Source organism: Micromonospora sp. NPDC051925 (assembly GCF_044548625.1).
Classification (GTDB): Bacteria; Actinomycetota; Actinomycetes; order Mycobacteriales; family Micromonosporaceae; genus Micromonospora.
On the sequence record NZ_JBIUCH010000018.1, the window covers coordinates 110,251 to 135,725 of the forward strand.

Consider the following 25,475-nt stretch of genomic DNA (forward strand, 5'->3'; position numbering starts at 1 on the left):
GATCGAAGCGCCCGGGTGGCCGGCATGATGCCGGGATGCCCGGGGGCCACTACCGGAGACCGGTACGCTGACCGGCTCCCTCTCGGGTGATCGCGCGGCCCTCTTCTTCTGGTGGTGCGGAAACGGGGGAGCGGCACAGCGGCCACTCCCCCGTCACGTCATCGGCGCAGGCCGAGCCGCTCGATCAGCGACCGGTAGCGGTTGATGTCCTTCTTCTGGACGTAGTTGAGCAGCCGACGGCGCCGGCCGACCAGCAGCAGCAGCCCACGGCGGCTGTGGTGGTCGTGCTTGTGCACCTTCAGGTGCTCGGTCAGCTCCGCGATCCGCTTGGTGAGGACCGCGACCTGCACCTCCGGCGAACCGGTGTCGCCCTCGGCGGTCGCGTACTCCGAGCGGATCTTGGCCTTGGCTTCCTGGTCGAGCGCCATGTTCTCCCTGTTTCGGTGGTGTGACAACTGGTGTCCGTCGTTCGGGTCCGATGGGACCGGGGACGGACGAACCTCGCACCCGCGGCGTCGTGCAGGCACGCGAGGCCCCACGTCGGTCATCCGACGTCACCGCCACACTACCAGCCCGTCGCGGGACCGCCCGGTCAAGGGCCATGCGACGGGCGACGAAGGGTTCCCCGGCCGACAGCTCAGCCGACCGCCCGGCGGGTCCGCTCGACGTCCTCGGCCATCTGGGCGAGCAGCGGCTCGATCGCGTCGTACCGGATCTGGCCACGCAGGTGGGCGGCGAAGTCCAGGGCGACCCGCTCGCCGTACAGGTCGCCGGAGAAGTCCAGGACGTGCGCCTCGACCCGGCGCTCCCGGCCGGCGAACGTCGGGTTGGTGCCGATCGAGATGGCCGCCGGGAGCCGCTCGGTCCCCCGGCGCACCAGCCAGCCGGCGTAGACACCGTCGGCGGGCACCGCCGCGTGCGGCTGGCAGAGCAGGTTGGCGGTGGGGAAGCCCAGTTCCCGGCCGCGCTGGTCGCCCAGGACCACCACCCCTTCGAGCCGGTGCGGGCGGCCGAGCACGGCCGCCGCCGCCGCCACGTCGCCCGAGTCGACGCAGGAGCGGATGTACGTCGAGGAGAAGACCGTTCCGGCGGCGGCGACCAGCGGGGCGTCCTCCACCTCGAAGCCGAAGGTGCGGCCGAGCCGTTCCAGCAGCGCCACGTTTCCCACGGCCCGGTGCCCGAACCGGAAGTTGTCCCCCACCACGACCAGCGCGGCGTGCAGGTGTTCGACCAGGATGTCGTGCACGAACGCCTCGGCCGGCAGTCGGGAGAAGTCGGCGGTGAACGGCACCACACAGAGCACGTCGACGCCGAGCGCCTCGATCAGCTCGGCCTTGCGGATCGGCTCGGTGAGCACGGCCGGGTGCGAGCCGGGGCGGACCACCTCGGCGGGGTGCGGGTCGAAGGTCACCACCACCGACTGGACGCCCAGCTCCCGGGCCCGCGCCACGGCGTGCCCGATGGTCGCCTGGTGCCCCCGGTGCACACCGTCGAAGACGCCGATGGTGACGACCGACCGCCCCCAACCACCGGGCGTCGCCTCGTACCCCCGCCACCGCTGCATGCCGCTCCTCCCCTGCTCCACCGCTGACCGGCTCCACCCGTGCCTACCGCCGCCGGTCCGTCCCGGCCGTCGTCCACGCCCACCCCGCCGTACCGCCCGTACCGCCGACCGCTGTCCGCGCTGGTCGGCGGCCCGGTCAGGCCGGGGCGAGCACGATCTCCGCGCGGGCCCGGCCGTCCCGCTCGCTGACGATAGCGATCAGGCCGCCGTCCGGTCCGAAGACGGCGTACGGCCCGGCGATGCCCACCGGGTCGAGCGGACCCCCGTGGGAGAGCACCTTCGCCTCGTCGGCGGTGGCCTCCCGGCGCGGGAAGTACCGGTCAGCGGCGGTGTCGAGGGGCAGATTGACCACCTCGGGCACCCGCTCCTCAAGCTCGGCGAGGGTGGCCGCCTCGGCCAGGGTGAAACTGCCCACAGCGGTACGCCGCAGCGCGGTGAGGTGCCCGCCGACGCCGAGCGACAGGCCGGCGTCACGGGCCAGCGCCCGGATGTACGTCCCCGAGGAGCAGGTGACGTCGACGTCGACGTCGACCACGTCCGGGGTGTCCCGGCGGATCGCCAGCACGTCCAGCCGGGAGACCGTGACCCGGCGGGCGGGCAGTTCGACGCTCTCCCCGTCCCGGACCCGCTTGTACGCCCGCTCCCCATTGATCTTGATGGCGCTGACCGCGCTGGGCACCTGGTCGATCTCGCCGGTCAGCGGCCCGAACGCGGCCCGGATCGCGGCGTCGGTCAGCTCGCCGGCCGGCGTGCTGGCGATCACGTCCCCCTCGGCGTCGTCGGTGACGGTGGCCTGCCCGAGCCGGATCGTCGCGGTGTAGCTCTTGCCCGCCCCGATCACGTACGTCAGCAGCCGGGTGGCCCGGCCCACCCCGATCACCAGCACGCCGGTGGCCATCGGGTCGAGGGTGCCGCCGTGCCCGACCCGGCGGGTACGGGCCAGCCGGCGGATCCGCGCCACCACGTCGTGCGACGTCATGCCGCCGGGCTTGTCGACCACGATCAGACCGTCACCGTTCACGACCGCCAAGCCTGCCAGACGGGTTCACCTCGTCCGCCACCGCACGGCACATCGCTCCTCGACGCCCGGTGCGTCGTCGGGGACCGGCGGAGCGGCGCGTCGCGGCGTACCCGTCAGCGGACCGCGCCGACCACCGCCCACCTGCCGGAACGCAGCCGCAGCAACACCCCGACGAGCCGGATCACGACGAGCAGGGTGAGACCCGCCCAGATCCCACCCAGGCCGAGGCGCAGCCCGTAGGAGAGCCAGATCGCCGGCAGGAAACCGCCGAGCGACGCGACGATGGTCAGGTTTCGCAGGTAACGGACGTCCCCGGCGCCGATCAGCACGCCGTCGAGGGCGAACACCACGCCGGCGAGCGGCTGCATCGCCACGAACCAGGGCCAGGCCACCGCCGCCTGGTCGCGTACCTCGGGATCGGCGCTGAACAGGGACGGGACGACGCCGGCCCCGGCGGCGATCAGCACCGCGAATCCCACCCCGCACACCCCGCCGAGCACCGCGAACCGGCGGGCCAGGACGCGCGCCCCGGCGGCGTCGCCCGCGCCCAGCGCGGCGCCGATCAGGGCCTGCGCGGCGATCGCCAGCGCGTCGAGCAGCAGCGCGGTGAAGAACCACAGTTGCAGGACGATCTGGTGGGCGCCCACGGCGGCGGCGCCGAACCGGGCGGCGACCGCGGTGGCGGAGAGGAAGCTGGCCTGGAAGGCGAGGCCCCGGATGAGCAGGTCCCGACTGAGCACCAGTTGCTGGCGGATCAGCCCCGGCCGGGGCCGCAGGCCCACCCGCTCCCGCAGCAGCGCCCCGACGAAGAGCCCGCCCGAGATGGTCTGCGCGACCGCGTTGGCCACCGCCGAACCGTTCAGGCCGAGGCCGGCGGGGTAGACCAGCAGTGGGCAGAGCAGCGCGGAGAGCAGGTTCGGCCCGAGCACGAACAGCAGCGGACGACGAGTGTCCTGGATGCCGCGCAGCCAGCCGTTGCCGGCGGCGGCCAGCAGCAGGCCGGGGGCGCCGAGGGCCGCGATCCGCAGCCACTGCCCGGCCGCGCCGGCCACGTCGCCACCACCTCCGGCGAGGGTACGCGCCAGCGCGTCACCGCCGAACTGCATGCCGGCGGCCACCAGCAGCCCCACCCCGAACGCGAGCCAGGACGCCTGGACGCCCTCGGCCAGTGCGGCGGCCCGGTCACCGGAACCGAACCGACGGGCCACCCGCCCGGTGATGCCGTACGCCAGCACGGTGCCGAGCCAGGCGGTGAGGGTCAGCACCGTGCCACCGACGGCGAGCGCGGCCAGCGGCACCCGGCCCAGGTGCCCCACCACTGCGGTGTCGACCAGCACGTAGAGCGGCTCGGCGGCGAGCACCACCAGGGCGGGCAGGGCGAGCGCGGCGATCCGGCGCGGTGTGGCGAGCGAGGTGTCGACGGTGCTGGGCCGGCTCATAGCCGCCGATCCTGGCATGCAGGAGGTAAGGAATGCAATCCTCAGCGGCACTTACCAGCAGCGGGTGGCGCGGTCGGCGCGGCCGACACCGGCGGCGCCCCACCGGCGACGAGTCAGCCGGGCGGCGGCATCACCGCCGGCGGGCCGGCGTCACTGACGGGTGTCCATCGAGGTCTGCAACGCGCGACGCATCTGCTCGCGGGCCTCGTCGGTGGTCTCGGGCTTGGGCTTGGTCGCCATGGCGGTGTCCTTCCAGGGTGTGGACCACCGGAACAGGTGGCCCTACGGGCGGTCCTGCTGAGCGCCGGGAAGGCGGCCCGGGATCACCGGAGCGGCTCGCCTGGCAGCGTGAGCCCGGGTCGGTCAGACCCTGGAGGGAGGCGGCACCGGGTGTGGCACCACCGCCCACGACCTGCGTCGCAACGCGACGTCGGCCTTTCCCAAGTTAACGTTTACTTTCCACATGTTGTCCACTCTTCTCGCCATCTGGACCGGTAGCGGCAGCCGCCCGCCAGGGCACCCGACGACGGGCAGGGAAGGCCCTCACGAGGCAGACAGGGATGTTCGACGCCGGGCGCGGGCGGCGCACGGGCGCGGCAAGCCGCACCGGCCGGCCGGTGCCGGCCGGCAGGGCCGCCTGGCACCCGGAGACCGGGGGCAGCCTCGACGTGTCGGCGAGCGGGGCCGCGATGGTCCGACGGACGGGACGATCAGCGGGACGGCCGGCCCGGGACCGAACGGACGGTGCTCAGCGGGCCAGGAAGTGCCAGCCCAGCCACCACCAGAAACCGAACAGCCCGATCCGGCCGACCGGCACCGGGCCGACCTCGTACCGCATCACATAGGCGCAGACGTCGCCCAGCGACGGAATCCGGGAGCCCTCCCGGCGCGCAGCCCACTCGACCGCCGCGAAGAGCACCAGCGAGGCGAGGAAGCCGCTGATGGCGAGGGTACGCATCACCGCCGCACCAGCCCCCAGAACGCGGCCAACCAGGCGAACCAGGCCGCCGAGCGGACCAGGCCGTCCTCCAGCAGTGGGTCGGCCAGGCGGGAGAAGGTGGGGAAGTCGTCCCCGACCGACATGACGAAGGTGGCGCCTTCGAGGACGCCGAACAGCGCCGCCGGGAGCAGCCACCAGGCGGTGCCCCGGCCCAGCCGGCGCGGAGCCGGGCGACGCTGCATCCGGTTGCCGAGGCCGAGCCAGATCAGCACACCGCCGGTGCTCAACGTCCAGAGGTTGGCCTGGGCAGAGAACGACGGAAACTGCCCACCGACCAGGGAGAGGCAGGCCAGCACCGGCACGGTGACCACCGGCCTGTCCCAGGTGCGGGAGACGTCCACGGCGATCTCGTGCGGTTGCTCCATCGTCCGATTCTCCCCGGGCTCACCGTGTGCGGGAAGACCGACACCCGCCGGCATCGGCGCGGCCGGCAGTCAGCGCACCGTCCAACTCCGCCCTGATCCGGGCGATGACCTGGTTGGCGTCGCCGCGCCCGGTGAAGCCGGCGGCGAAGCGGTGACCTCCGCCACCCAGAGCCACCGCGACCGCGCTGACGTCGACGGCGCCCTTGCTCCGCATCGACACCGCCCACTCGTCCGGCCCGACCTGCTTGAGCACGCACGCGACGTCCGCCTCGGCGGTGCAGCGCACCGAGTCGATCAACGACTCCAGCACGTACGGCTGCTGGTCGTGCCGGGCCAGGTCGTCGAGGGTGGCGTCGGTCCAGACCAGACCGTGACCGGCGGCGGCCTCCGGCTCGAGCCGGGCCCGGCCCAGCACCTCACCGAAGAGCCGGACCGCGCCGAACGGCCGGGTGTCGAAGACCTCGCGGGAGATGTCCCCAGGGGACAGGCCGGTGGCGAGCAGCCGGGCGGCGAGCCGGTGCACCTCGGGCGTGGTCGCCGCGAACCGGAACGAGCCGGTGTCGGTGGTCAGCGCGACGTAGAGGCCCGCCGCGATCTCCGCGTCCAACGGCACGTCGAGCCGGGCGAGCAACTGTTCGGCGACGACCGAGGTGGCCGCCGCGCCCGGATCCACCAGGTGCACCGCGCCGAAGCCGGTGTTCGAGGCGTGGTGGTCGAGGACCAGCGCGGTGCCGGCGGTGTCGAGCCGGTCGACCAGGTCACCGAGCCGCGACTCACTCGCGGCGTCGAAGCAGACGACCAGATCCGGATCCGGGTACGCCTCGGCCGCCGGCACCAGCAGGTCGAGCCCCGGCAGCCAGCGGAACGGCTCCGGCACCTCGGGCGGCCCCGGGAAGGTGGCCTGCAACCGGCGTACGCCGAGCCGGCGCAGGCCCAGCCCGAAGCCGAGCATGCTGCCCAGCGCGTCGCCGTCCGGGTTGACGTGACAGATCAGCAGCACCCGGGCGTCTGCCGGCAGGCCACGTACCGCCGCCACGGCGGCAGCCCAGTCGTCCTCACCGGGCCCGGTGGGCGGCGACCCGACACGGAGCCCACCGGCCGCGCCCGGGGTGGCGGTCACCGCCGGTCCGTCGCGGGCGTGTCGGTGTCGATGGCTTCGTCGTCCGCGTCACCGTCCTCGTCGTCGACCCGGTACGGCTGGGCGTCGCCCGCGTACTTCGCCTGGGCGGCCAGCCGCTGCACCTCGGCGTCGGCGTTCCGGGCCTGGGCGAGCAGGTCGTCGATCTGCTTGACCTGGTCCTGCACGTCGTCCAGGGCGAAGGTCAACGAGGGCGAGTGGCGCAACCCGAGGGCTTTGCCGACCGTGCTGCGCAGCAGCCCCTTGGCGCTCTCCAGGGCGGCGGCGGTGCTGGCCTGGGCCGCCGCGTCACCGAGCACGGTGTAGAAGACGGTGGCGTCACGCAGGTCGGCGGTGATCCGGGCGTCGGTGATGGTGATCATCCCGAGCCGGGGGTCCTTGATCTGGCTCCGCACCACCGAAGCGACCAGTTCGCGAATCCGCTCCGCGTGCCGGCGAACCTTGGCCGGATCAGTCATGTCCCCCACCTCCAGGGCGTTCCTCCCGCAGCCGGAGCGGCGACGCCGAGCGCCACCGGGACCGACCGCCCAACACCCCGAACCCTACCCGCGCCCCACCCCCACCCGCCCCCCCACCACCCCCACCCCCCACCACCCCCACGCCCCACCCCATGACGCCCCGCACCGTTGATCAAGAGGTTTGCGTCACGCACCCGGCGTGTCGATGACGCAAACCTCTTGATCAACATGGTCGGGTGGACCTGGCGGGCCGGCGGCGGGTGGGGATCAGTCGTCGTCGGTGTGGAGGTGGAGGTGGCGGCGGACCGAGAGGAGGTCGACCTCCGGGCGGGCGGCGACCAGGCGCTCGCAGGAGTCGAGCACCTCGCGGACGTGGGCCGCCTCGGCGGCCACCACGGCCACCCCGATCTCGGCCCGGCCGTGCAGGTCGAGCGCGCCCACCTCGGCGGCCGACACCTCGAAGCGGCGCAGCGCCGCCACGATCGGCCGTACATAGGATCTCTTTGCCTTGAGCGAACGGGAGTCGCCCGGCAGGAGCAGGTCGAAGAGTGCGGTTCCGGTGAACATCGCCCCGGACGTTACGGAACCGCCCCGGACATGCTCAAGGGGTTTACGCCGGTCGGCGTAAACCCCTTGAGCACTGTGTCAGCCTCGGATCAGGCGCGCGGCTTCTCCCGCATCTCGAAGGTCTCGATGGTGTCGCCGACCTGGACGTTGTTGAAACCGGCCAGCGTCAGACCACACTCGAAGCCCTCGCGGACCTCCGTCGCGTCGTCCTTGAACCGCTTGAGCGAGCTGATCGTGAGGTTGTCCGCCACGACCGCCCCGTCCCGCAGCAGCCGCGCCTTGGCGTTGCGGCGGATGATGCCGGACCGGACGATACAACCGGAGATGTTGCCGATCTTGGACGAGCGGAAGACGTCGCGGATCTCCGCGGTGCCCAGCTCGACCTCCTCGAACTCCGGCTTGAGCAGCCCCTTGAGCGCGGCGTCGATCTCCTCGATGGCCTGGTAGATGACCGTGTAGTACCGGATCTCCACGCCCTCGCGGTCGGCGATCTCGCGGACCTTGTTGGCGGCCCGCACGTTGAAGCCGATGATCGTGACCGCCTCGGACGAGGCGCTCGCGAGCATGACGTCGCTCTCGGTGATCGCGCCCACGCCCCGGTGGATGATCCTGAGCTGGACCTCTTCCGGGATGTCGAGGTTGAACAACGCGTCCTCGAGGGCCTCCACGGAACCGGAGACATCGCCCTTGAGCACCAGGTTGAGCGAGGTCTTCTCGCCCTCCTTGAGCTGCTCCATGAGCGTCTCGAGGGTGGCCCGGCCACGGGAGTTGGCGAAGGACGCCGCCCGCCGCCGTGCCTGCCGCTGCTCGGCGATCTGCCGCACCGTGCGGTCGTCCGCCGCGGCGAGGAAGGTGTCGCCTGCGCCCGGCACCGCCGTCAGACCGAGAACCAGCACCGGACGGGCCGGACCCGCCTCGGACACGTGGTTGCCGTTCTCGTCGAGCATGGCCCGGACCCGGCCGTGGGCCCCACCGGCGACGATCGAGTCGCCGGCCCGCAGGGTGCCCTTCTGCACCAGCACCGTGGCCACCGCACCGCGACCCTTGTCCAGGTGCGCCTCGATGGCCACACCCTGAGCCGGCCCGTCGATCGCGGCGGTCAGCTCCAGGGACGCGTCGGCGGTCAGCAGGACCGCGTCCAGCAGTTCGTCGATGCCGATACCGGGCTTGGCCGCCACGTTGACGAACATGGTGTCGCCGCCGTACTCCTCGGCGACCAGGCCGTACTCGGTCAGCTGCTGGCGGACCTTGTCCGGGTTGGCCTCCGGCTTGTCGACCTTGTTGACCGCCACCACGATCGGCACGTCGGCCGCCTTGGCGTGGTTGAGCGCCTCGATGGTCTGCGGCATGACACCGTCGTCGGCCGCCACCACCAGCACCACGACGTCGGTGACCTGGGCACCACGGGCACGCATGGCGGTGAACGCCTCGTGACCCGGGGTGTCGATGAAGGTGACCGCCCGGTCCTCGCCCTCGTGCGGGACGTGGACCTGGTACGCGCCGATGTGCTGGGTGATGCCGCCCGCTTCGCCGGCCACGACGTTCGCCTTGCGGATCGCGTCGAGCAGCTTGGTCTTACCGTGGTCGACGTGACCCATGACGGTCACCACCGGCGCACGGCTGACCAGGCGGTCCGCCGCGACCTCGGCGTCGAGGTCGATGTTGAACTGCGCGAGCAGCTCGCGGTCCTCGTCCTCCGGGCTGACGATCTGCACGTCGAAGCCGAGGTGCTCACCCAGCAGCAACAGGGTCTCGTCGGAGCAGGACTGGGTCGCGGTGACCATCTCGCCCAGGTTGAACATCTCCTGGACCAGCGAACCCGGGTTGGCGTTGATCTTGTCGGCGAAGTCCGACAGCGAGGCGCCACGGGAGAGCCGGACGACCTGACCCTGACCCCGGGGAGCACCCGAGCTCATGGTCGGGGCCGACAGGTTGTCGAACTCCTGTCTGCGCTGCTTCTTGGACTTGCGGCCACGGGTCGGCCGGCCACCCGGACGCCCGAAGGCACCCGCGGCGCCACCGCCACGGCCACGACCGCCGCCACCGGGACGACCACCGCCACCGGCCGGGGCACCCGGACGGAAACCGCCGCCGGGAGCACCACCACCGCCGCCACCGGGGCCACCACGGTAGCCACCGCCACCGGCGCCACCGCCGCCACCGGGACCACCACGGAAGCCACCGCCACCGGCGCCACCGGGACGGAAGCCACCGCCGCCGCCACCGGGACGACCGGCGCCGCCACCGGGACCACCACGGCCGGCACCCGGGCCACCGGGACGACCGGTGGTGGGCCGCTGGCTCGGCATGGAGGCCGGGCTGGGGCGGGGCGGCATGGAGGCCGGGCTCGGACGCGGCGGCATGCCGGCCGGATTGCCCGGTCGGGGACCACCGGCACCCGCGGCCGGAGGCCGCTGCGGCTGGCCACCCTGGATGCCGAACGGGTTGTTACCGGCACCGCGCGCCGGCGGACGACCACCGGGCCGGGCACCCGGACCTGCCGGGGCACCACCGGGACGACCGGCGGCCGGGGTACCCGGACGCGGCGGTACGGCGTTCGGACCGGGACGCGGACCCGGACGGGGACCACCCTCGGTCGGGGGCTCCCGTCGGACGTTGTCCCGCTGCTGCTGCCGGGCAGCCTGGGCGGCCTTGACCGCCGCCTCCTGCTCGGCCTTCAGCGCGGCGGCGCGCGCCTCCGCGGCCGCCACCTCGATGTCGTGTGCGCTCGCCGGCTTGGCGACCGGAGTCACCGGCTGCGGCGGGCCGGGGACCGGGCCCTTGGGCTTCGGTCCAGGGGTCGGCGCGGTCGGCCGCCGGGGCGGCATCGGCCGGGCCGAGACCCGGGGGGCACCTGGGGTCGGGGACGGCGTCGGGGTCGGTGCCGGGCTCGGGGCCGCCGCCGGAGCGGTCGGTGCCGACGAACCACCGGCGGACGCGACGAATGCGCCACGCAGTCGTCGGGCGACGGGCGCCTCGACGGTGCTGGACGCGGACTTCACGAACTCGCCCATTTCCTTCAGCTTGGCGAGTACTGTCTTGCTCTCGACCCCGAGCTCCTTAGCAAGCTCGTGTACGCGGGCCTTACCTGCCACTGCACTCCTCACTCCGAGGTCGTGCGGGCAGTACCCGCAGCGACCTCACTCGTGCACTTGAAGCCTGGTCATTTCAGGGACTTCATCGTGTGCTCATGTCGGTCGTCCTACCTTGCTAGCGACCCTCGCCCGATCGGGTTGACCGGACGTAGTGGTTGGCGCATCGACGTGCTCCGCGACGGCACCGTGGTCAGGGACCTCGGTGAGTCGCAGCGCCCGCCCGAAGGCGCGACGCCGCACCGCCAGCGCGAAGCAGGCCGGATCTGGGTGCATGTTCGCCCCCCGACCCGGCAGACTGCGGCTCGGATCAGGTCGGAGACTGTGACCATCCTCGTCACCGACCGCGACGATCCGCAGCAATTCGCTGGCCGGCGCACGTTTCCGGCAACCCACACAGGTGCGCTCCGGCTGCGCGCGTCGTACCACTGGAAGAAGTCTACCCCTAGCCGCCCGAGATCGCTCCGCCCGGCTCCGGGACGGGCTCGGCCCCACCCCGACCGCCGGTGCCCGCCTGCTCCGCATCGGACCGGATGTCGATCCGCCAACCGGTCAATCGCGCGGCAAGCCGGGCATTCTGCCCCTCCCGCCCGATGGCGAGGGAGAGCTGGAAGTCCGGGACGGTCACCCGGGCCGTCCGGGTGGCCAGGTCGACCACCTCGACCCGGAGCGCCTTGGCCGGCGAGAGCGCGTTGCCGACGAAGGTCGCCGGATCGTCCGACCAGTCGATGATGTCGATCTTCTCGCCGTGCAGCTCGCTCATCACCGCGCGGACCCGCTGGCCCATCGGGCCGATGCAGGCACCCTTGGCGTTCACGCCCGGGGTGGTGGAGCGTACGGCGATCTTGGTGCGGTGACCTGCCTCACGGGCGATCGCCCCGATCTCCACCGTGCCGTCGGCGATCTCCGGCACCTCCAGCGCGAAGAGCTTCTTCACCAGTGCGGGGTGGGACCGGGACAGGGTGATCTGCGGACCACGCATCCCCTTGGTCACGTGCACCACCACGCAGCGGACCCGCTCGCCGTGGTGGTAACGCTCGCCCGGCACCTGCTCGGACTGCGGCAGCACGCCCTCCAGCTTGCCGAGGTCGACGCTGACGATGCCCTTCTCACTGCGGGCCTCGTGCGCCTGCACCACGCCGGTGACCAGATCACCGTCGCGGCCGACGTACTCGCCGAAGTGCACCTCGTCGGTGGCCTCCCGCAACCGCTGGAGGATCACCTGCTTGGCGGTCATCGCCGCGATCCGGCCGAAGTCGTGCGGGGTGTCGTCCCACTCCCGCACCACGCTGCCGTCGTCGTCCAGCTCCTGGGCGTAGACCAGGGCGGCCCCGTTCTTACGGTCGATCTCCACCCGGGCGTGCGACTCGGCACCGTCGGTGTGCCGGTAGGCGGTCAGCAACGCGGTCTCGATCGCCGCGAGGATCGTGTCGAACGGGATCTCCCGCTCGCGCTCCAGTGCGCGCAGCGCCGCGAGGTCGATGTTCACCTCTCCTCGTCCTCCACATCATCGTCGTCGTCATCTTCGTCGTCGGGGTCGTCGCCGGCCTCGTCGTACTCGCCGACCTCGTCCGCCTCGTCGATCTCGTCGAGGCGGTGGAACTCGACCTGCACCCGGCCGGGGCCGAGTTCGGCGTAGCGGTGCTCCACCCGGCCGGACTCGGTCTCCAACACCACGCGCTCGTCGTCGGCAGTCACCACCCGGCCGGTGACCTGACGGTCCACGGCGGGCTGCGCATCGGGCCGCTCGGCCCGGACGGTCACCTTGACCAGCCGGCCGGCGTTGCGCCGCCAGTGCCGGGGCAGGGTCAACGGGCGGTCCACCCCCGGGGAGCTGACCTCCAGCTGGTACTCCCCCGCCACGATGTCCCCGCCGGACTCCTCGGCCGCGTCCAGCGCCGCCGAGACCACCCGGGAGACGTCCGCGACGGCGTCCAGGTTGATCCCGCCGTCGGCATCCACGATCACCCGGACCACGTGCCGGCGACCGGCTCGGGAGACGGAGACGTCCTCCAGGTCGTAGCCCGCCTCGGCGACCACCGGCGCGATCACGTCGCGCAACCTGGCGCGGCGGGCGGCCAGGTCGCCCCGGGGTGCGCCCGCGCGGTCCCCGCCCCGGGGGCCGTCGGTGCGACGGGATCGTCCCGCCGGCGCCGTCGGCCTGGTAGCACGGCCACGCTGCGTCATCTGAGCACCCTTCTCCTGGTCGGCGGCGGTCGTCGGACCGGCATGCCGGGACGCCACCGGGGCGACAGCACCGGCGGCTGCGCAGAGCGTAACGCGCCGTCGGCACGGCGGCCCCGGCGGCGCACCGACGGCGGTCGACCGCCGGTCGGCGCGCATGGTGTTGACTTGTCCGGTGGCCACCGGCAGAACGACAACGCACCACGACGGAACGGGGCAATCCCGGCGCATGGTACTGCGCACCGGCGCGCTCCTGGCGGTCGGTGCCGCCGCCGTACCGTTGACCGGCTGTGGTCTTCTCGACCGCGACGAACCCAGCCCACCGCCCGACCCGCTGGAACCCCTCGTGGGCGAGTCCCGGGCGCTGGCCGCCCGGTACCGCGCCGCGATCGCCGCCGACCCGGGGCTGACCGACCGGCTCACCCCGATCGCCGACGCGCACACCGCGCACGCCGACGAGCTGCGCCGGTTGATCGGCCGCCCCGAACCCACCGGTTCGGCCACGCCGAGCCCGACCGTCGCCGGCGGCGGCCGGGCCGCCCTCCTGACCGAGCTGCGGACCGCCGAGCAGAGCGGTCGGGACAACGCGACGAAGGCGTGCGCCGACGCACCGGGCGACCGGGCCGCGCTGCTCGGTTCGATCGCCGCCGCGCGGGCCACCCACCTGGAGGCGCTCAAGTGAACCGTCGTACCGCCCCGGCCAACTCCGGCGAGGCGCTCGCCGACGCGCTGACCGCCGAGTACGCCGCGATCTACGCCTACGGCCCGATCGGGGTACGACTCGGCGAGGCCGAGCGGCGCGCGGCCCGCGCCGCCGAGGCGGCCCACCGGTCCCGCCGCGACGCGCTGGTGCTCCAGCTCAGCGCCGCAGGTGGCACGTTCCCCGCCGACCAGGCCGGCTACGCGCTGCCGTTCCCGGTCACCGACCGGGCCAGCGCGCTGCGGCTGGCGGTGCAGGTGGAGGAGCGCACCGCGGCGTTCTGGCGGGCGGCGCTGCCGGTCACCACCGGCGCGGACCGCACCCGGGCACTCAACGCGCTGACCGACTGCGCGCTACGGGCCACCCGGTGGCGGCGCAGCGCCGGCATCACCCCGCTGACCGTCCCGTTCCCCGGACGGCCCACCTGACCGGCACCACCGGCGCACCCACATTGACCGACACCGGTCGCCCGTCCCACGCCGGACCCCCCGGGCAGGCCCGCCCCGACGGTGCCGACACGTCCCGATGGTGGACGAGACGGATCGGCGGTGACGACACCTCCCGGCGGTGACGACACGGATCGACCGGAGTCGACCGGTTCGGGATGCCGGCCGGCCGGTCCCGCAGGAGCTGCGGTTGCGCTCCGCATACGGGGTATGCATACTCCGTTGCCATGTCCATCCGTCACGGCCTGCTCGCCCTGCTCGAGCGCGGCCAGATGTACGGCTACCAGCTCCGGGCCGCGTTCGAGGAGTCGACCGGCTCGACCTGGCCGCTGAACATCGGGCAGGTCTACACCACCCTCAACCGGCTGGAACGTGACGGTCTGGTCCGCTCGTTGCCCGAGCACGAGGGCGGCCAGCGGCCGTACGAGATCACCGATGCCGGACGGGCGGACCTGGCGCTGTGGTTCGTCACCCCGATCAGCCGCAACGACCGCCCCCGCGACGAACTCTCCATCAAGCTGGCCCTGGCGCTGACCACCCCCGGGGTGGACGTCCGGGCCGTGGTGCAGACCCAGCGCACCGCGACCATGCGCACCCTCCAGGAGTTGACCCGGCTGAAGTACACCAGCGACCGGCCGGAGGACCTGCCCTGGCGGCTGGTGCTGGACGCCATGATGTTCCAGGCCGAGGCGGAGATCCGCTGGCTCGACCACTGCGAGACGAGCCTGGTCCGGCACCGACCGGCGGCGCCCACCGCCCGCAGCGGGTCACCACCGGAGGTGGTGGACCGGGCCGACGAGGAGGCACGCCGGTGACCGGCCCCGCGGTGCTCGACCTGCGCGACGTCCATCGCACCCACGGCGATGGGGAGGCCGCGGTCCACGCGCTGCGCGGGGTGAGCCTCACCGTACGACCGGGTGAGCTGGTGGCCGTGATGGGCCCCTCCGGATCGGGCAAGTCGACCCTGCTCACCCTGGCCGGCGGGCTCGACCGGCCGACCGCCGGGGAGGTGCTGGTCGAGGGGGAGCCGCTCGGGGCGTTGAACGGGCGGCGGCTGGCCCAACTGCGCCGTCGGCGGATCGGTTACGTCTTCCAGGATCTGAACCTGCTCGGCAGCCTCACCGCCGCGGAGAACGTCGCCCTCCCCCTCGAACTCGACGGCGTCGGGGTACGGCAGTCCCGGCGGGCGGCCCTGGCGGCCCTGGAGGAGGTGGGCCTCACCGGGCTCGGCGGACGCTTTCCGGACCAGATGTCCGGGGGACAGCAGCAGCGGGTGGCGATCGCCCGCGCGCTGGTCGGCGAGCGGCGGCTGGTGCTGGCCGACGAGCCGACCGGGGCGTTGGACTCGCAGACCGGGGAGGCGGTGCTGCACCTGCTGCGCCGTCGGGTCGACGCGGGCGCGGCCGGGGTGCTGGTGACCCACGAGGCCCGGCACGCGGGCTGGGCGGACCGGGTGGTCTTCCTCCGCGACGGTGTCATGGTCGACTCCACCGCGCCGCTGGCCGGGGTCGAGCACCTGCTCTCCGGCAGCGGACGGTGAACCGACCGCACCGCCCCGGCCGGCTCGACCGGTCCCGCCGGGTGGAACGCCCCGCTGCTCCGCTACCGCCCGACCGGCCCGCCGGGTGGCTACGGCCCGAACGACCCGGTCGGCTCGGCGCGGCGGTCGGGTCCTGGCGGGCGGCACTGCGGATCGCCCGGCGGGAGGCCCGCCGGGCGCGTGGGCGTACCGCGTTGGTGCTGGCGATGATCGCGCTGCCGGTGCTGGCGTTGAGCTTCGTGGCGGCCACGTACGACATGGCCGACCTCACCCGGGCGGAACGCTTCGACCAGCAGTACGGTGCCGCCGACGTCGTGCTGCGCTGGGCCACGGAGAACCCGCTGTACCAGGACGCCTGGGGTGAGTCGAACTGGGCCCGGCAGGGTGAACAGGTGAGCCGGCGGCGGCCGGTGAACCGGGCGGAGGTCGAGGCCCTGCTGCCTCCCGGAAGCCGGGTCAGTCAGGTCAGCCGGTGGGTACCCTTCGAGGTTCGGATCGGCGATCGGACCAGGACGCTGGACGGGCGGGCGCTGGACCTCACGGACCCGCTGCCCCGGTCGATGGTGCGGCTGCGGGCCGGCCGGGTACCCACCGCCTCCGACGAGGTCGCGGTCAGCTCGCGGGCCGGTGGACGGCTGGGCGTCCGGGTCGGTGGGACGGTCGCCTCGGCCGACGGCACCACCCGCTGGCGGGTGGTCGGGCTGGTGGAGTTCCCCGACCAACTGGGTGAGGTGGTCGCGCTGGCCCCCGGCGGGCTGCCCCGGACCGGTCAGGGCTACGACCAGAGCTGGCTGGTCGACCTCCCCGGCCCGGTGGACGCCGCCCTGGTGGACCGGCTCACCACGCACGGCATCACGGTCAGCGCCCGGACACCGGTGCCCGGCGGCCGGTCCCTCGGCAGGCAGGGATCGGGCGTCGACCTGCCCGACCCGGTGCTGGCGAGCAACTCGGTGCTGGTCGGTGGGCTCGGCCTGCTGGAGGTCGTCCTGCTGGTCGGTCCGGCCTTCGCGGTCGGGGTCCGCCGTCGACGCCGGGACCTGGCGCTGGTCGCGGTGGCCGGCGGCGACCCGGTACACCTGCGTCGGATCGTGCTCGCCGACGGGGTGGTCCTCGGTGGACTCGGGGCGGCGCTCGGACTGCTGCTCGGGGTCACCGCCGCGATCGCCGGTCGGCCGCTGGTCGAGGAGTACGTGCTGGGCTCGCGCAGCGGCGGTTACCGGGTCTTCCCGGCGGCGCTCGCCGCGATCGCGGCGGTCGCGGTGCTGGCCGGGGTGCTGGCCGCGCTCAACCCGGCGCTGACCGCCGCCCGGCAGGACGTGGTGGCCGGGTTGGCCGGTCGGCGGTCCGTGCCGCCGCACCGCCGCCGCTGGCTGGTCCTCGGGGTGGTGCTCACCGTGCTGGGCACCGGGGCCGCCGCCCTCGGGGCCGGCCGGAGCAACACCCCGGTGGTCCTCACCGGGCTGATCCTGGGTGAGCTGGGCCTGGTCTTCGGCACCCCCACGCTGATCGGGCTGCTCGCCCAGTTGGGCCGGCTGCTGCCGCCCGCGCCCCGGATCGCGTTGCGCGACGCCAGCCGTAACCGTTCCTCGGCCGCCCCGGCCATCTCGGCGGTGATGGCCGCCGTCGCCGGCAGCGTCGCCCTCGGTGTCTACGTGGCCAGCGACGACGCCCGGAACCGGGCCGACTGGGAACCGACCCTGCCACCGGGTCGGGTGCTGCTGTTGCGGGCGGACCGGGACGGTACCGGTCCGCTACCCCCGCTGCCGCTGGTGACCGAGCAGGTCCGGGCCGAGTTGGGGACCGACGCGGTGCGGCCCCTGGCGGTGCCGGCCTGCGGCGACGAGAGCCCGGACGACTACTGCACGGTCACGCCGGTGCTGCCCCCGGAACGGACCTGCCCGTACGACGAGCAGTCCTACGATTCGGCCGAGTTGCGCCGGCAGGCCCTGGCCGACCCGCGCTGCATCTCGTCGGTGCGCACGATCTACGGGTCCACCCTGCCCGTCCTGGTCGACGACGGTGCCGCCCTCGGGGTGGTCAGCGGTGCCCCGCCGGCCGAGCTGGCGGCGGCGACCGCCGTGCTGCGCGCCGGTGGCGTGGTGGTGACCGACCCCCGGTACCTGGTCGACGGCCGGGTCACGGTCCAGATCGACCGATCGGCCGACGGATCCCCACGGCCGACGGCGGCCACCGTGTCCCTTCCCGGACACCTGCTGCGCGGTGGGGTGCCGGTCGACCGGCTGGTGCTCTCCCCGGCCGCCGCCGGCCGGGCTGGCCTGACCGCGCAGCCGATCGGCTACGCCGTCGACACCCCCACCGCGCCCGCCTCCGGGCACCTCGACCGGGTCGTCACCGCGCTGCGGCCGGTGCTGCCGGTATCGGTGGAGGTGGAGCGTGGCCCGCCCGCCTCCGAGCAACGGCCCGTGCTGCTCCTGTTGGCCGCCGGCGCCGGGGTGATCACGGTGGGTGCCGCCGGGGTGGCCACCGGCCTCGCCGCGGCGGAGGGCCGCCGGGACCTCTCCACGCTGGCCGCGGTGGGTGCCAGTCCCCGGGTACGCCGGGTGCTCTCGCTCTGCCAGGCGGGGGTGATCGCCGGGGTGGGCTCGGTGCTCGGCATCGCGGCCGGCCTCGGCTCCGCGTTGATCATCCTGACCTCGGTGAACCGCCAGTACGCCCAGGCGTGGCCGGTCGAGACGCCGTACCCGGTGGTGGTGCCCTGGCAGACCCTCGGCGTGCTGGTGGTCGTGCCGCTGGTGGCGATGCTCGGCGCCGGCCTGTTCACCCGCTCCCGCCTCGCGGTCGAGCGCCGCTTGGACTGAGCGCACCCGATCCGCCCCGGGCGGTGGGTGCGGACGTCGTGTCGACCAGGCACACTGGCCGGGTGCCCGTACTCGGAACCCTCACCCGCCGGCTCGGTCACCACGAGTGGTTCGGTGCCACCATGCGTCTGCTGGTCCCCGCCGACCGGTTGGTCGGGCGGCTCACCCGGGGCCGGGTGGTCGCGCTGGGGCTGGTCCCGTCGCTGGTCATCACCACCACCGGGCACCGTTCCGGGTTGCCGCGCAGCAATCCCCTGTTGTTCGTGCCGGACGGTGCGGGTTTCGTGGTGATCGGGTCCAACTGGGGCCAACCGCACCAGCCGGGCTGGGTGCTGAACCTGCTCGCCCGGCCGCAGGCGGAGGTGGCCGTCAGGGGTCGCCGGATCGCCGTCCGGGCCGACCTGGCCACCGGGGCCGAGCGGGACCGGCTCTGGCAGCTGCTGGTCACCGAGTGGCCGGCGTACCGGACGTACGTGCGGCGGGCCGGGGGCCGGGAGATCCACATCTTCCGCCTGGTCCCGACCGACCCCGGCCGACCGTGACCGGGCCTTCGGCCGGGGCACTCACCGGCTGAGCGTCAGCCGAGACCGCCCTGGACGCCGATCAGCATGCCGACGAGGTACGTCGCACCGGCCGCCGCCGCGCCGAGCAGCAGCTGACGCAGCCCGCCGGACCACCACGGGCGGTGGGTGAACCGGGCCACGATCGCCCCGGCCACGAAGAGCCCCACCCCGCCGACGGCGAGCGCCAACGCGAGGCTGGTGAAGCCGAGCAGGTAGCTCAGCAGCGGGATCAGCGCGCCGACCGAGAAGCAGAGGAACGACGAGATCGCCGCCGCCCAGGGGCTGGGCTGCTCGTCGGGGTCGACACCCAACTCCTCCCGTACGTGCACCCGCAGCGCCTCCTCCGGGTTGCGTCGTACCGCCTCGGCGACCTGGTTGGCCAGGTCGCGGGGCAGGCCCCGGGCCACCCAGGCGTCGGCCAGCTCCCGGGCCTCCGCCTCCGGGTGCCGTTCCAGCTCACGGCGCTCCTTGGCCACCTCGGCGGCGACCTGCTCGTTGGCCGAGCGGACGCTGGTGTACTCGCCCAGGCCCATCGAGATGGCCCCGGCGACCAGGCCGGCGGTGCCGGTCAGCACGATGCTGTGCGGCGACACCCCGCCGCCACCGACCCCGGCGATCAGGGCGATGTTGGTGACCAGACCGTCCATCGCGCCGAACACGGCCGGCCGGAGCCAGCCGCCGGACACGTCCGCGTGGTGCGCCTCCCGCAGCGCGGCCGGGGTCTCGGTCACGGCAGGGTCAGGATCTCGTGACCGTCGTCGGTGACGACGATGGTGTGCTCGAACTGGGCCGTCCACTTCCGGTCCTTGGTGACGACCGTCCAGCCGTCGTCCCAGGTGTCGTACTGGTAGGTGCCGAGAGTGATCATCGGCTCGATGGTGAAGGTCATGCCCGGTTCCATGATGTCCGTCGGCCGGGGACTGTCGTAGTGCGGCACGTAGAGGCCGCTGTGGAACGCCTCACCGATGCCGTGACCGGTGAAGTCGCGGACCACCCCGTAGCCGAAGCGCTTGGCGTACGACTCGATGACCCGGCCGATCACGTTGATCTGCCGACCGGGGCGGACCGCCCGGATGCCCCGCATCATCGCCTCGTGGGTGCGCTCGACCAGCACCCGGGCCTCCTCGCTCACCTCGCCCACGCAGAAGGTGGCGTCGGTGTCGCCGTGCACCCCGTCGAGGTAGGCCGTGACGTCGACGTTGATGATGTCGCCGTCGGCGAGCACGGTGGAGTCGGGGATGCCGTGACAGATGACCTCGTTGAGGCTGGTGCAGCAGGACTTGGGGAAGCCCCGGTAACCCAGCGTCGACGGGTAGGCGCCGTGGTCGACCAGGAACTCGTGCACCACCCGGTCGATCTCGTCGGTGGTCACCCCGGGCTTGCAGTGCTCTCCGGCGAGCTGGGTGGCCTGGGCCGCCAACCGGCCGGCGACCCGCATCTTCTCGATGGTCTCCGGGGTCTGCACGTGCGAGCCGCGCCACTGCTGCGGCTGCTTCCTGCCCACGTACTCCGGTCGGGCGATGTGGTCAGGGACCGCTCGCCACGGGGAGAGCGTGCCTGGGGTGAGCGGGGCACGAACGGTCATGACGACAGACTATCTCCGGACCCCGGGCGACCCTCGGCGCGGCCCGGCCCGACGGTTGTTGCCGCGCCAACCAGGCTGTGTCATTGTGGCTGCGTGGATCTAGGGGGCGTACCTCCCGTTTTCTCCGCGAGCGCGGAGTTCGCCGGTGATCACGTTCACGTCACGGTGACCGGTGAGGTCGACATGGCCACCGCCGACACCATGATCCAGACCACGCTGCGGGAGCCGGCCCGGCAGGTCACCCTGGACCTGCGGGCGGTGACCTTCTTCGACTCGGCCGCCATCCACGCGGTGGTCCAGCTCGCCCAGCGGTTCCCGGGCGCGTTGACCGTCCTGCCCTCCCGGCAGGTCAGCCGGGTGCTGGAGATCTCCGGCCTCGGCGGTCAGGAGTGGCTCCGCCCTGCCTGACCCGGAGCCCGGCACCGGGCCGGGCCGGCACCGCGCCGCCGCGGCCCCAGACCGGCCGGCACCGCCGCACCGGCACCCGGCCGGCTCCCACCGGGCCGGCTCAGTCGGTCAGCCGGCGGCGCAGCGACACCTCGGTCCCTTCCTCGGTACGACGTACCGTCAGCTCGCCCAGCGCCTCGATCAGCGCGAGCCCCCGGCCCCGGAAGCCCGGCCCGGTCGACTCCCGCCACCGACCGCTGTCGCGCACCGTCGCCACCACGGTGCGATCGGCGATCCAGACCTCGACGGCGATCGTCGGCTGGACCGGCGCGACCGGGTGCTCGATGGCGTTGGCGGCGGCCTCGGAGACGGCGACGATCAGGTCGAACAGGTCGTTCTCGCCGACGCCGTGGGCGACCAGGAAGTCCTCCAGCCGTTTGCGCAGCACGCTGAGTCGGGTCGGGTCGGCGGGCAGCCGCAGCGCGAACCGGTTCAGCTCGGCGGCCTCCAGGGCCAGCACCGCGACGTCGTCGTGCCGATTGCGCCCGTCGACCCGCGCGACCACCGCGTCCACCAGGTCGGTGATGTGCTCACCGCCGGCGCCGGCGTCCGCCCTGAGCTGGGCGAGCGCCGCGTCGATGCCGGCCTGCCGGTCCTCGATCAGCCCGTCGGTGTAGAGCAGCAGCCGACCACCGGGGGCGAGTTCACCCTCCACGGTGCGGTAGCTGGTGCCGGAGATCGCACCGATGAGCGGTCCGAGTGCCCGCTCGTGCAGGAAGGCCACGTCGTCTCCTCGGATCAGCAGGGGGGACGGATGACCGGCGCTGGCGTACCGCAACCGGCCGGTGCGCGGAGAGAAGGAGAGGCAGAACACGGTGGCGAACGACTGCCGCTCGGTCGAGCCGACCAGCCGGTTGAGCCGGCTCAACGACTGGCCCGGGTCGTACCCCTCCAGCAGGTACGCCCGCAGGCCGTTGCGGAGCTGGCCCATCGCGGCGGCGGCCCGGACACCCTTACCGACCACGTCACCGATGACCAGCACCACCTCGTCGTCACCGATTCCGATCACGTCGTACCAGTCGCCGCCGACCTCGACGTCGGTGCTGCCGGGCAGGTAGCGGCTGGCCACCACCGCCCCGGGCAGCTGGGGCAGCGAGCGGGGCAGCAGGCTGTGCTGGAGGGTGGTGGCGATGCGGTGTTCGGCCTCGTCGAGCTGGGCGTTCTCCAGCCGTACCCCGACCAGGCGGGCCAGTTCGCCGACGGCTGCCTGCTCGGTGCCGTCGCCCTCGCGACGCCAGACCCGCAGCTCGCCGAGCTGCCCGCCGGAGGTGCCGGTCAGCGGCAGCGCATGGGATGGCTCGTCGGGGGCGGTGCCACCGCCGTCGGCCTCGTGACGCGCGCCGGTGACGGTGGTGACCACCACCCGGGCCGCCTCGGCGAGGTGCAGGGCGTGTCGGGCGGCGACCTGGACCACCTCGGCGGTCGACTTCGCGGTGTTCACCGCCACGGCGGCGTCGGCGAGCGCCCGGAGCCGTCGGATGATCTGCCCGCGGAGCTGGCCCAGCTCGACGTTGGCCCGGACCCGGGCGATCAGCTCCGTACCGGAGAAGGGCTTGGTCAGGTAGTCGTCGGCGCCCACCGAGAGGCCGGCGACCGCCTCGGCGGAGCCGGCCCGCGCGGAGAGCAGCACGATCGGCACGTGCCGGGTACGCGGGTTCGACCGCAACGCGGTGACCAGGCCGAATCCGTCCAGTCGGGGCATCATCACGTCGGTGAGCACCAGATCGAAGGTGCTCGTGGTGGCCTCCTGGAGGGCCACCGCGCCGTCCGGCACGGCCACCACCTCGTATTCGGAGCCGAGCAGGCGGGTGACGTGTTCGCGCAGGTCGGCGTTGTCGTCGGCGAGCAGGACCCGGCCCGCCCGGCCGGTGCCGCCGTTGGCCGGTGCGGACTGACCGCCGTCGGTCCACAGCGCGGTCTCCGCGACGTAGAGCGGCGCCTGCTGCGACTCGGCGGTGGGCAACGGCGCGGCGACGGCGACCCGGTCGGCGGGTAGGTGCGTGGAGCCGAACGGGACGGTCACCGTGAAGGTGGTTCCGTGGTCGATCCGGCTCTCGGCCGCGACGGTGCCGCCGTGCATCTCGACCAGCTCGCGGACCAGGGCCAGGCCGATCCCGGTGCCCTCATGGGTCCGCGAGCGCACCCCCGGCACCCGGTGGAACCGCTCGAAGACGTGCGGCAGCTCCTCGGCGACGATGCCCACCCCGGTGTCGGACACCTCCAGCCGGGCCGCGCCGTCCACCGCGGCCACCCGGACCCGGATCTCACCGTCGAAGGTGAACTTCAGCGCGTTGGAGAGCAGGTTGAGAACGATCTTCTCCCACATGTCCCGGTCCAGGAAGACCGGTGCGGGCAGCGGCGGACAGTCCACCACGAGCCGCAGCCCGGCCCGCTCCGTCGCGGAGCGGAAGGTGCTGGCCAGCCGGGAGGTGTACACGGCGAGGTCGGTGGGCTGGTAGTGGGCGGCCAGCCGACCGGACTCCAGCCGGGAGAAGTCGAGCACCGTGTTGACCAGCTTGAGCAGGCGCAGCGCGTTGCGGTGCATCACGGTCAGCCGGTCGAGGTGCGACGCGGACAGCGTCGGGTCGGCCAGCAGGTCCTCCAGCGGACCGAGCACCAGGGTCAGCGGGGTACGGAACTCGTGGCTGACGTTCGCGAAGAAGTTGGTCTTGGCCCGGTCCAGCGCGGCCAGCTCGGCGGCGCGGGTCCGCTCCTGCTCGTACACCCGCTGCTGGCCGACCACCCGGGACAGCTGGGCGGCGATCAGGCCGACGAAGTCGCGGTACTCGTCGTTGAGCGGCAGCCGGGCGGAGAGGCCGGCCACCAGCACCCCGGCCGGCTCGCTGGTGGCGGTGAGCGGCAGCACCATGGCCCGCTCGGCGACGCCCGCCGGCACCTCCCCCAGCAGCTCGGCCACGTCGATCTCGGCGGCGACCCCACCGGCGGCGACCCGGGACAGCACGCTCGGCAGTTCGGCCGGCACCCGGGCCGGGTCGACGCCGCTGACCCCGGCCAGCGTCGAGCGGCCCGTCTCGTCGGTCAGGTGGATCAGGGCGAAGGGGACGTCCGCCCGGTGCCCGTCCAGCACGACCCCCGCAGCCCGCCCCAGCTCCGCCATGCTGCCCGCCGCGCCGAGCTGGGAGCCGAGTGCGGCCAACGCCCGCAGCCGGCGCTCTCCGAGGACCCGGCCGGTGGTCTCGTTGACGAAACAGAAGATGCCGTTGACGCTGCCGTCGGCGTCCCGGACCGGGTCGTAGGAGACGTCGAAGTAGACCTGTTCGGCGAAGCCGTGCCGGTCGATGAGGAACGGATGGTCCTCACCGCCGTACGACTCGCCGGTGCGGCGTACCCCGTCCAGCAGCGGGCCGAGCACGTCCCAGGTCTCCGCCCAGTGCTCCCGGGCCGGCTGGCCGAGCGCGTACGGGTGCTTGTCCCCGATGGTGGGCCGGTAGGCGTCGTTGTAGAAGGCCAGGTGGTCGGGGCCCCAGAACATCGCGATCTGGGCCCGCGAGGAGAGCATCAGGCCGATCGAGTGGCCGAGCGCCGTGGGCCAGGTGTCGGGGGTGCCCAGCGGGCTGGCCGCCCAGTCGTACTCGCGCAGTCGGCGGCCCATCTCGCCACCCGCCGCGAAGGACGCGGCCAACGCCGGCGGCAGTTTGACGTCGTCGACCGGCTTGGTGCCGGTGGCCGGCTTGGTGCCGGTGGCCGGCTTGGCGGACAGCCCTCGTCCGGCCTCGCCCCCCTGGGCCGAGCTCATCCGCGCCCCCGCTCCGGCCGTTCATTCCCCCCGACGCCTCGGCAGATGCCGGCCGCGCCCCGTCTTCTACCCCGACGGATCAGGAACGTAACGCATGGGTTCCGGCAGACGCTGGTAACCCGTGCTTCATCCTGCCGTCGTTCCCCGGACGGCGCGCGGTGAGGTCGGGTGGTGCGGAGCCGGGCAGGGCTCAGAAAACCGGCAGACCGTCGATGCTGGCGGCATTCTTCGTCGCCCGGTAGGTGACCAGGTCGTCGGCGGTACGCCGCGAGTGTGAGGTGAGTAACAGGTCCCGGTCGCCCCGATAGTCCATCAGGGGCACCGCGAAGCCGCAGGAGTCGCTGACCCGCTCCACCGCCACCTCGATCACGGCCCGGACGGCGTGCACGTCGGGCGGATCGGGAAAGTCGGCCAGCAGCGCCCCGAAGCCCGGGTCGGTGACCGGGGTGGCGACGCCCCGGCCGTGCAGCCGGAGGATCTTCGGCGGGCCGTCGAAGGCGCAGAACATCAGCGTGATCCGGCCGTTGTCCCGCAGGTGGGCGATCGTCTCCGCACCGCTGCCGTGGTAGTCGAGCCAGGCCACCCGGTGCGGGCCGAGCACCACGAAGGTGCCCCGCATCCCCTTGGGTGAGACGTTGACGTGCCCGTCCGCGCCGCTGGGCGCGGTGGCCACGAAGAACATCGGCTGCGCCTCGACGAACTCCCGCAGCCGCCCGTCGAGCGCCGGATACACGGTCCCCATGCCGCCATCCTCCCGCCGTATACCACGATACGGGAAGGACTTCCCAAG

24 protein-coding genes are annotated in these 25,475 nt (G+C 73.5%); 7 read left to right on the forward strand and 17 right to left on the reverse strand.

Going from position 1 to position 25,475, the window contains the following annotated elements; translation table 11 throughout:
• Nucleotides 1–158 precede the first annotated feature (158 nt).
• The 13 genes from rpsO to rimP form a co-directional block, all read right to left on the reverse strand.
• Nucleotides 159–428 carry a 30S ribosomal protein S15 gene (gene rpsO, locus ACIG87_RS23720; RefSeq protein WP_067302624.1) on the reverse strand — a complete coding sequence of 90 codons (270 nt, stop codon included), beginning with the start codon at nt 426–428 and terminating at the stop codon, nt 159–161.
• A gap of 209 nt (nt 429–637) precedes the next feature.
• Nucleotides 638–1,564, reverse strand: coding sequence for a bifunctional riboflavin kinase/FAD synthetase (locus tag ACIG87_RS23725; RefSeq protein ID WP_396853377.1), 927 nt, complete (start codon nt 1,562–1,564; stop codon nt 638–640).
• Between the two features lie 136 nt (nt 1,565–1,700).
• A complete protein-coding gene (truB, locus tag ACIG87_RS23730) occupies nt 1,701–2,585 on the reverse strand; it encodes a tRNA pseudouridine(55) synthase TruB (RefSeq protein WP_396853282.1) in 885 nt (294 codons plus the stop codon).
• Between the two features lie 113 nt (nt 2,586–2,698).
• Complete coding sequence (locus tag ACIG87_RS23735) at nt 2,699–4,024, reverse strand: MATE family efflux transporter (protein WP_396853284.1); 1,326 nt, start codon at nt 4,022–4,024, stop codon at nt 2,699–2,701.
• A 748-nt stretch (nt 4,025–4,772) separates the two neighbouring features.
• The gene (locus tag ACIG87_RS23740) at nt 4,773–4,982 is read right to left on the reverse strand and encodes a DUF6186 family protein (protein ID WP_176738974.1); all 210 of its coding nucleotides are present in this window, start codon (nt 4,980–4,982) and stop codon (nt 4,773–4,775) included.
• Nucleotides 4,982–5,389, reverse strand: coding sequence for a hypothetical protein (locus tag ACIG87_RS23745; RefSeq protein ID WP_396853286.1), 408 nt, complete (start codon nt 5,387–5,389; stop codon nt 4,982–4,984). Before ACIG87_RS23745 ends, ACIG87_RS23740 begins: the two co-directional genes overlap by 1 nt.
• A gap of 19 nt (nt 5,390–5,408) precedes the next feature.
• Nucleotides 5,409–6,509 (reverse strand): bifunctional oligoribonuclease/PAP phosphatase NrnA, encoded by a 1,101-nt coding sequence (locus ACIG87_RS23750; RefSeq protein WP_396853288.1) that lies wholly within the window; start codon nt 6,507–6,509, stop codon nt 5,409–5,411.
• A complete protein-coding gene (gene rbfA / locus ACIG87_RS23755; protein WP_396853290.1) occupies nt 6,506–6,985 on the reverse strand; it encodes a 30S ribosome-binding factor RbfA in 480 nt (159 codons plus the stop codon). The genes ACIG87_RS23750 and rbfA overlap by 4 nt, the downstream gene beginning before the upstream one ends.
• Nucleotides 6,986–7,252: 267 nt before the next feature.
• Nucleotides 7,253–7,552 carry a DUF503 domain-containing protein gene (locus ACIG87_RS23760; protein WP_396853292.1) on the reverse strand — a complete coding sequence of 100 codons (300 nt, stop codon included), beginning with the start codon at nt 7,550–7,552 and terminating at the stop codon, nt 7,253–7,255.
• 89 nt (nt 7,553–7,641) lie between these two features.
• A complete protein-coding gene (gene infB / locus ACIG87_RS23765) occupies nt 7,642–10,647 on the reverse strand; it encodes a translation initiation factor IF-2 (RefSeq protein WP_396853293.1) in 3,006 nt (1,001 codons plus the stop codon).
• Between the two features lie 93 nt (nt 10,648–10,740).
• Nucleotides 10,741–11,073 (reverse strand): YlxR family protein, encoded by a 333-nt coding sequence (locus ACIG87_RS23770; protein WP_396853295.1) that lies wholly within the window; start codon nt 11,071–11,073, stop codon nt 10,741–10,743.
• A 16-nt stretch (nt 11,074–11,089) separates the two neighbouring features.
• Nucleotides 11,090–12,133 (reverse strand): transcription termination factor NusA, encoded by a 1,044-nt coding sequence (nusA, locus tag ACIG87_RS23775; RefSeq protein ID WP_396853297.1) that lies wholly within the window; start codon nt 12,131–12,133, stop codon nt 11,090–11,092.
• On the reverse strand, nt 12,130–12,831 hold the full coding sequence (rimP, locus tag ACIG87_RS23780) for a ribosome maturation factor RimP (RefSeq protein WP_396853298.1): 702 nt from the start codon (nt 12,829–12,831) through the stop codon (nt 12,130–12,132). Before rimP ends, nusA begins: the two co-directional genes overlap by 4 nt.
• A 226-nt stretch (nt 12,832–13,057) precedes the next feature.
• Between rimP and ACIG87_RS23785 the strand changes: the two genes are divergently transcribed.
• The 6 genes from ACIG87_RS23785 to ACIG87_RS23810 all read left to right on the forward strand — a co-directional run bounded on the left by ACIG87_RS23785 (nt 13,058) and on the right by ACIG87_RS23810 (nt 18,875).
• Entirely contained in the window at nt 13,058–13,510 is a 453-nt protein-coding gene (locus ACIG87_RS23785) for a hypothetical protein (protein WP_396853299.1), read from the forward strand.
• Entirely contained in the window at nt 13,507–13,956 is a 450-nt protein-coding gene (locus tag ACIG87_RS23790; protein ID WP_396853300.1) for a ferritin-like domain-containing protein, read from the forward strand. Before ACIG87_RS23785 ends, ACIG87_RS23790 begins: the two co-directional genes overlap by 4 nt.
• Before the next feature lie 245 nt (nt 13,957–14,201).
• Entirely contained in the window at nt 14,202–14,789 is a 588-nt protein-coding gene (locus tag ACIG87_RS23795; RefSeq protein ID WP_396853301.1) for a PadR family transcriptional regulator, read from the forward strand.
• Entirely contained in the window at nt 14,786–15,514 is a 729-nt protein-coding gene (locus ACIG87_RS23800; RefSeq protein ID WP_396853303.1) for an ABC transporter ATP-binding protein, read from the forward strand. Before ACIG87_RS23795 ends, ACIG87_RS23800 begins: the two co-directional genes overlap by 4 nt.
• A complete protein-coding gene (locus ACIG87_RS23805; RefSeq protein ID WP_396853305.1) occupies nt 15,511–18,333 on the forward strand; it encodes an FtsX-like permease family protein in 2,823 nt (940 codons plus the stop codon). The genes ACIG87_RS23800 and ACIG87_RS23805 overlap by 4 nt, the downstream gene beginning before the upstream one ends.
• A gap of 62 nt (nt 18,334–18,395) precedes the next feature.
• On the forward strand, nt 18,396–18,875 hold the full coding sequence (locus ACIG87_RS23810) for a nitroreductase family deazaflavin-dependent oxidoreductase (RefSeq protein ID WP_396853307.1): 480 nt from the start codon (nt 18,396–18,398) through the stop codon (nt 18,873–18,875).
• Nucleotides 18,876–18,910: 35 nt separating this feature from the next.
• Here ACIG87_RS23810 and ACIG87_RS23815 read toward each other — a convergent pair whose 3' ends face one another.
• A complete protein-coding gene (locus ACIG87_RS23815) occupies nt 18,911–19,627 on the reverse strand; it encodes a VIT1/CCC1 transporter family protein (RefSeq protein ID WP_396853308.1) in 717 nt (238 codons plus the stop codon).
• Nucleotides 19,624–20,481: a type I methionyl aminopeptidase gene (map, locus tag ACIG87_RS23820; RefSeq protein WP_396853309.1), complete on the reverse strand. Its 858-nt coding sequence runs from the start codon at nt 20,479–20,481 to the stop codon at nt 19,624–19,626. The genes ACIG87_RS23815 and map overlap by 4 nt, the downstream gene beginning before the upstream one ends.
• A 165-nt stretch (nt 20,482–20,646) precedes the next feature.
• On the opposite strand from map, the gene ACIG87_RS23825 reads away from it, so the two are divergent.
• Entirely contained in the window at nt 20,647–20,889 is a 243-nt protein-coding gene (locus ACIG87_RS23825) for an STAS domain-containing protein (protein WP_396853310.1), read from the forward strand.
• Nucleotides 20,890–20,989: 100 nt separating this feature from the next.
• Here the strand turns inward: ACIG87_RS23825 and ACIG87_RS23830 are convergent, their stop codons facing one another.
• Nucleotides 20,990–24,685: a SpoIIE family protein phosphatase gene (locus tag ACIG87_RS23830; RefSeq protein WP_396853311.1), complete on the reverse strand. Its 3,696-nt coding sequence runs from the start codon at nt 24,683–24,685 to the stop codon at nt 20,990–20,992.
• Nucleotides 24,686–24,875: 190 nt separating this feature from the next.
• The gene (locus ACIG87_RS23835; RefSeq protein ID WP_396853313.1) at nt 24,876–25,427 is read right to left on the reverse strand and encodes a pyridoxamine 5'-phosphate oxidase family protein; all 552 of its coding nucleotides are present in this window, start codon (nt 25,425–25,427) and stop codon (nt 24,876–24,878) included.
• Between the last annotated feature and the right edge of the window lie 48 nt (nt 25,428–25,475).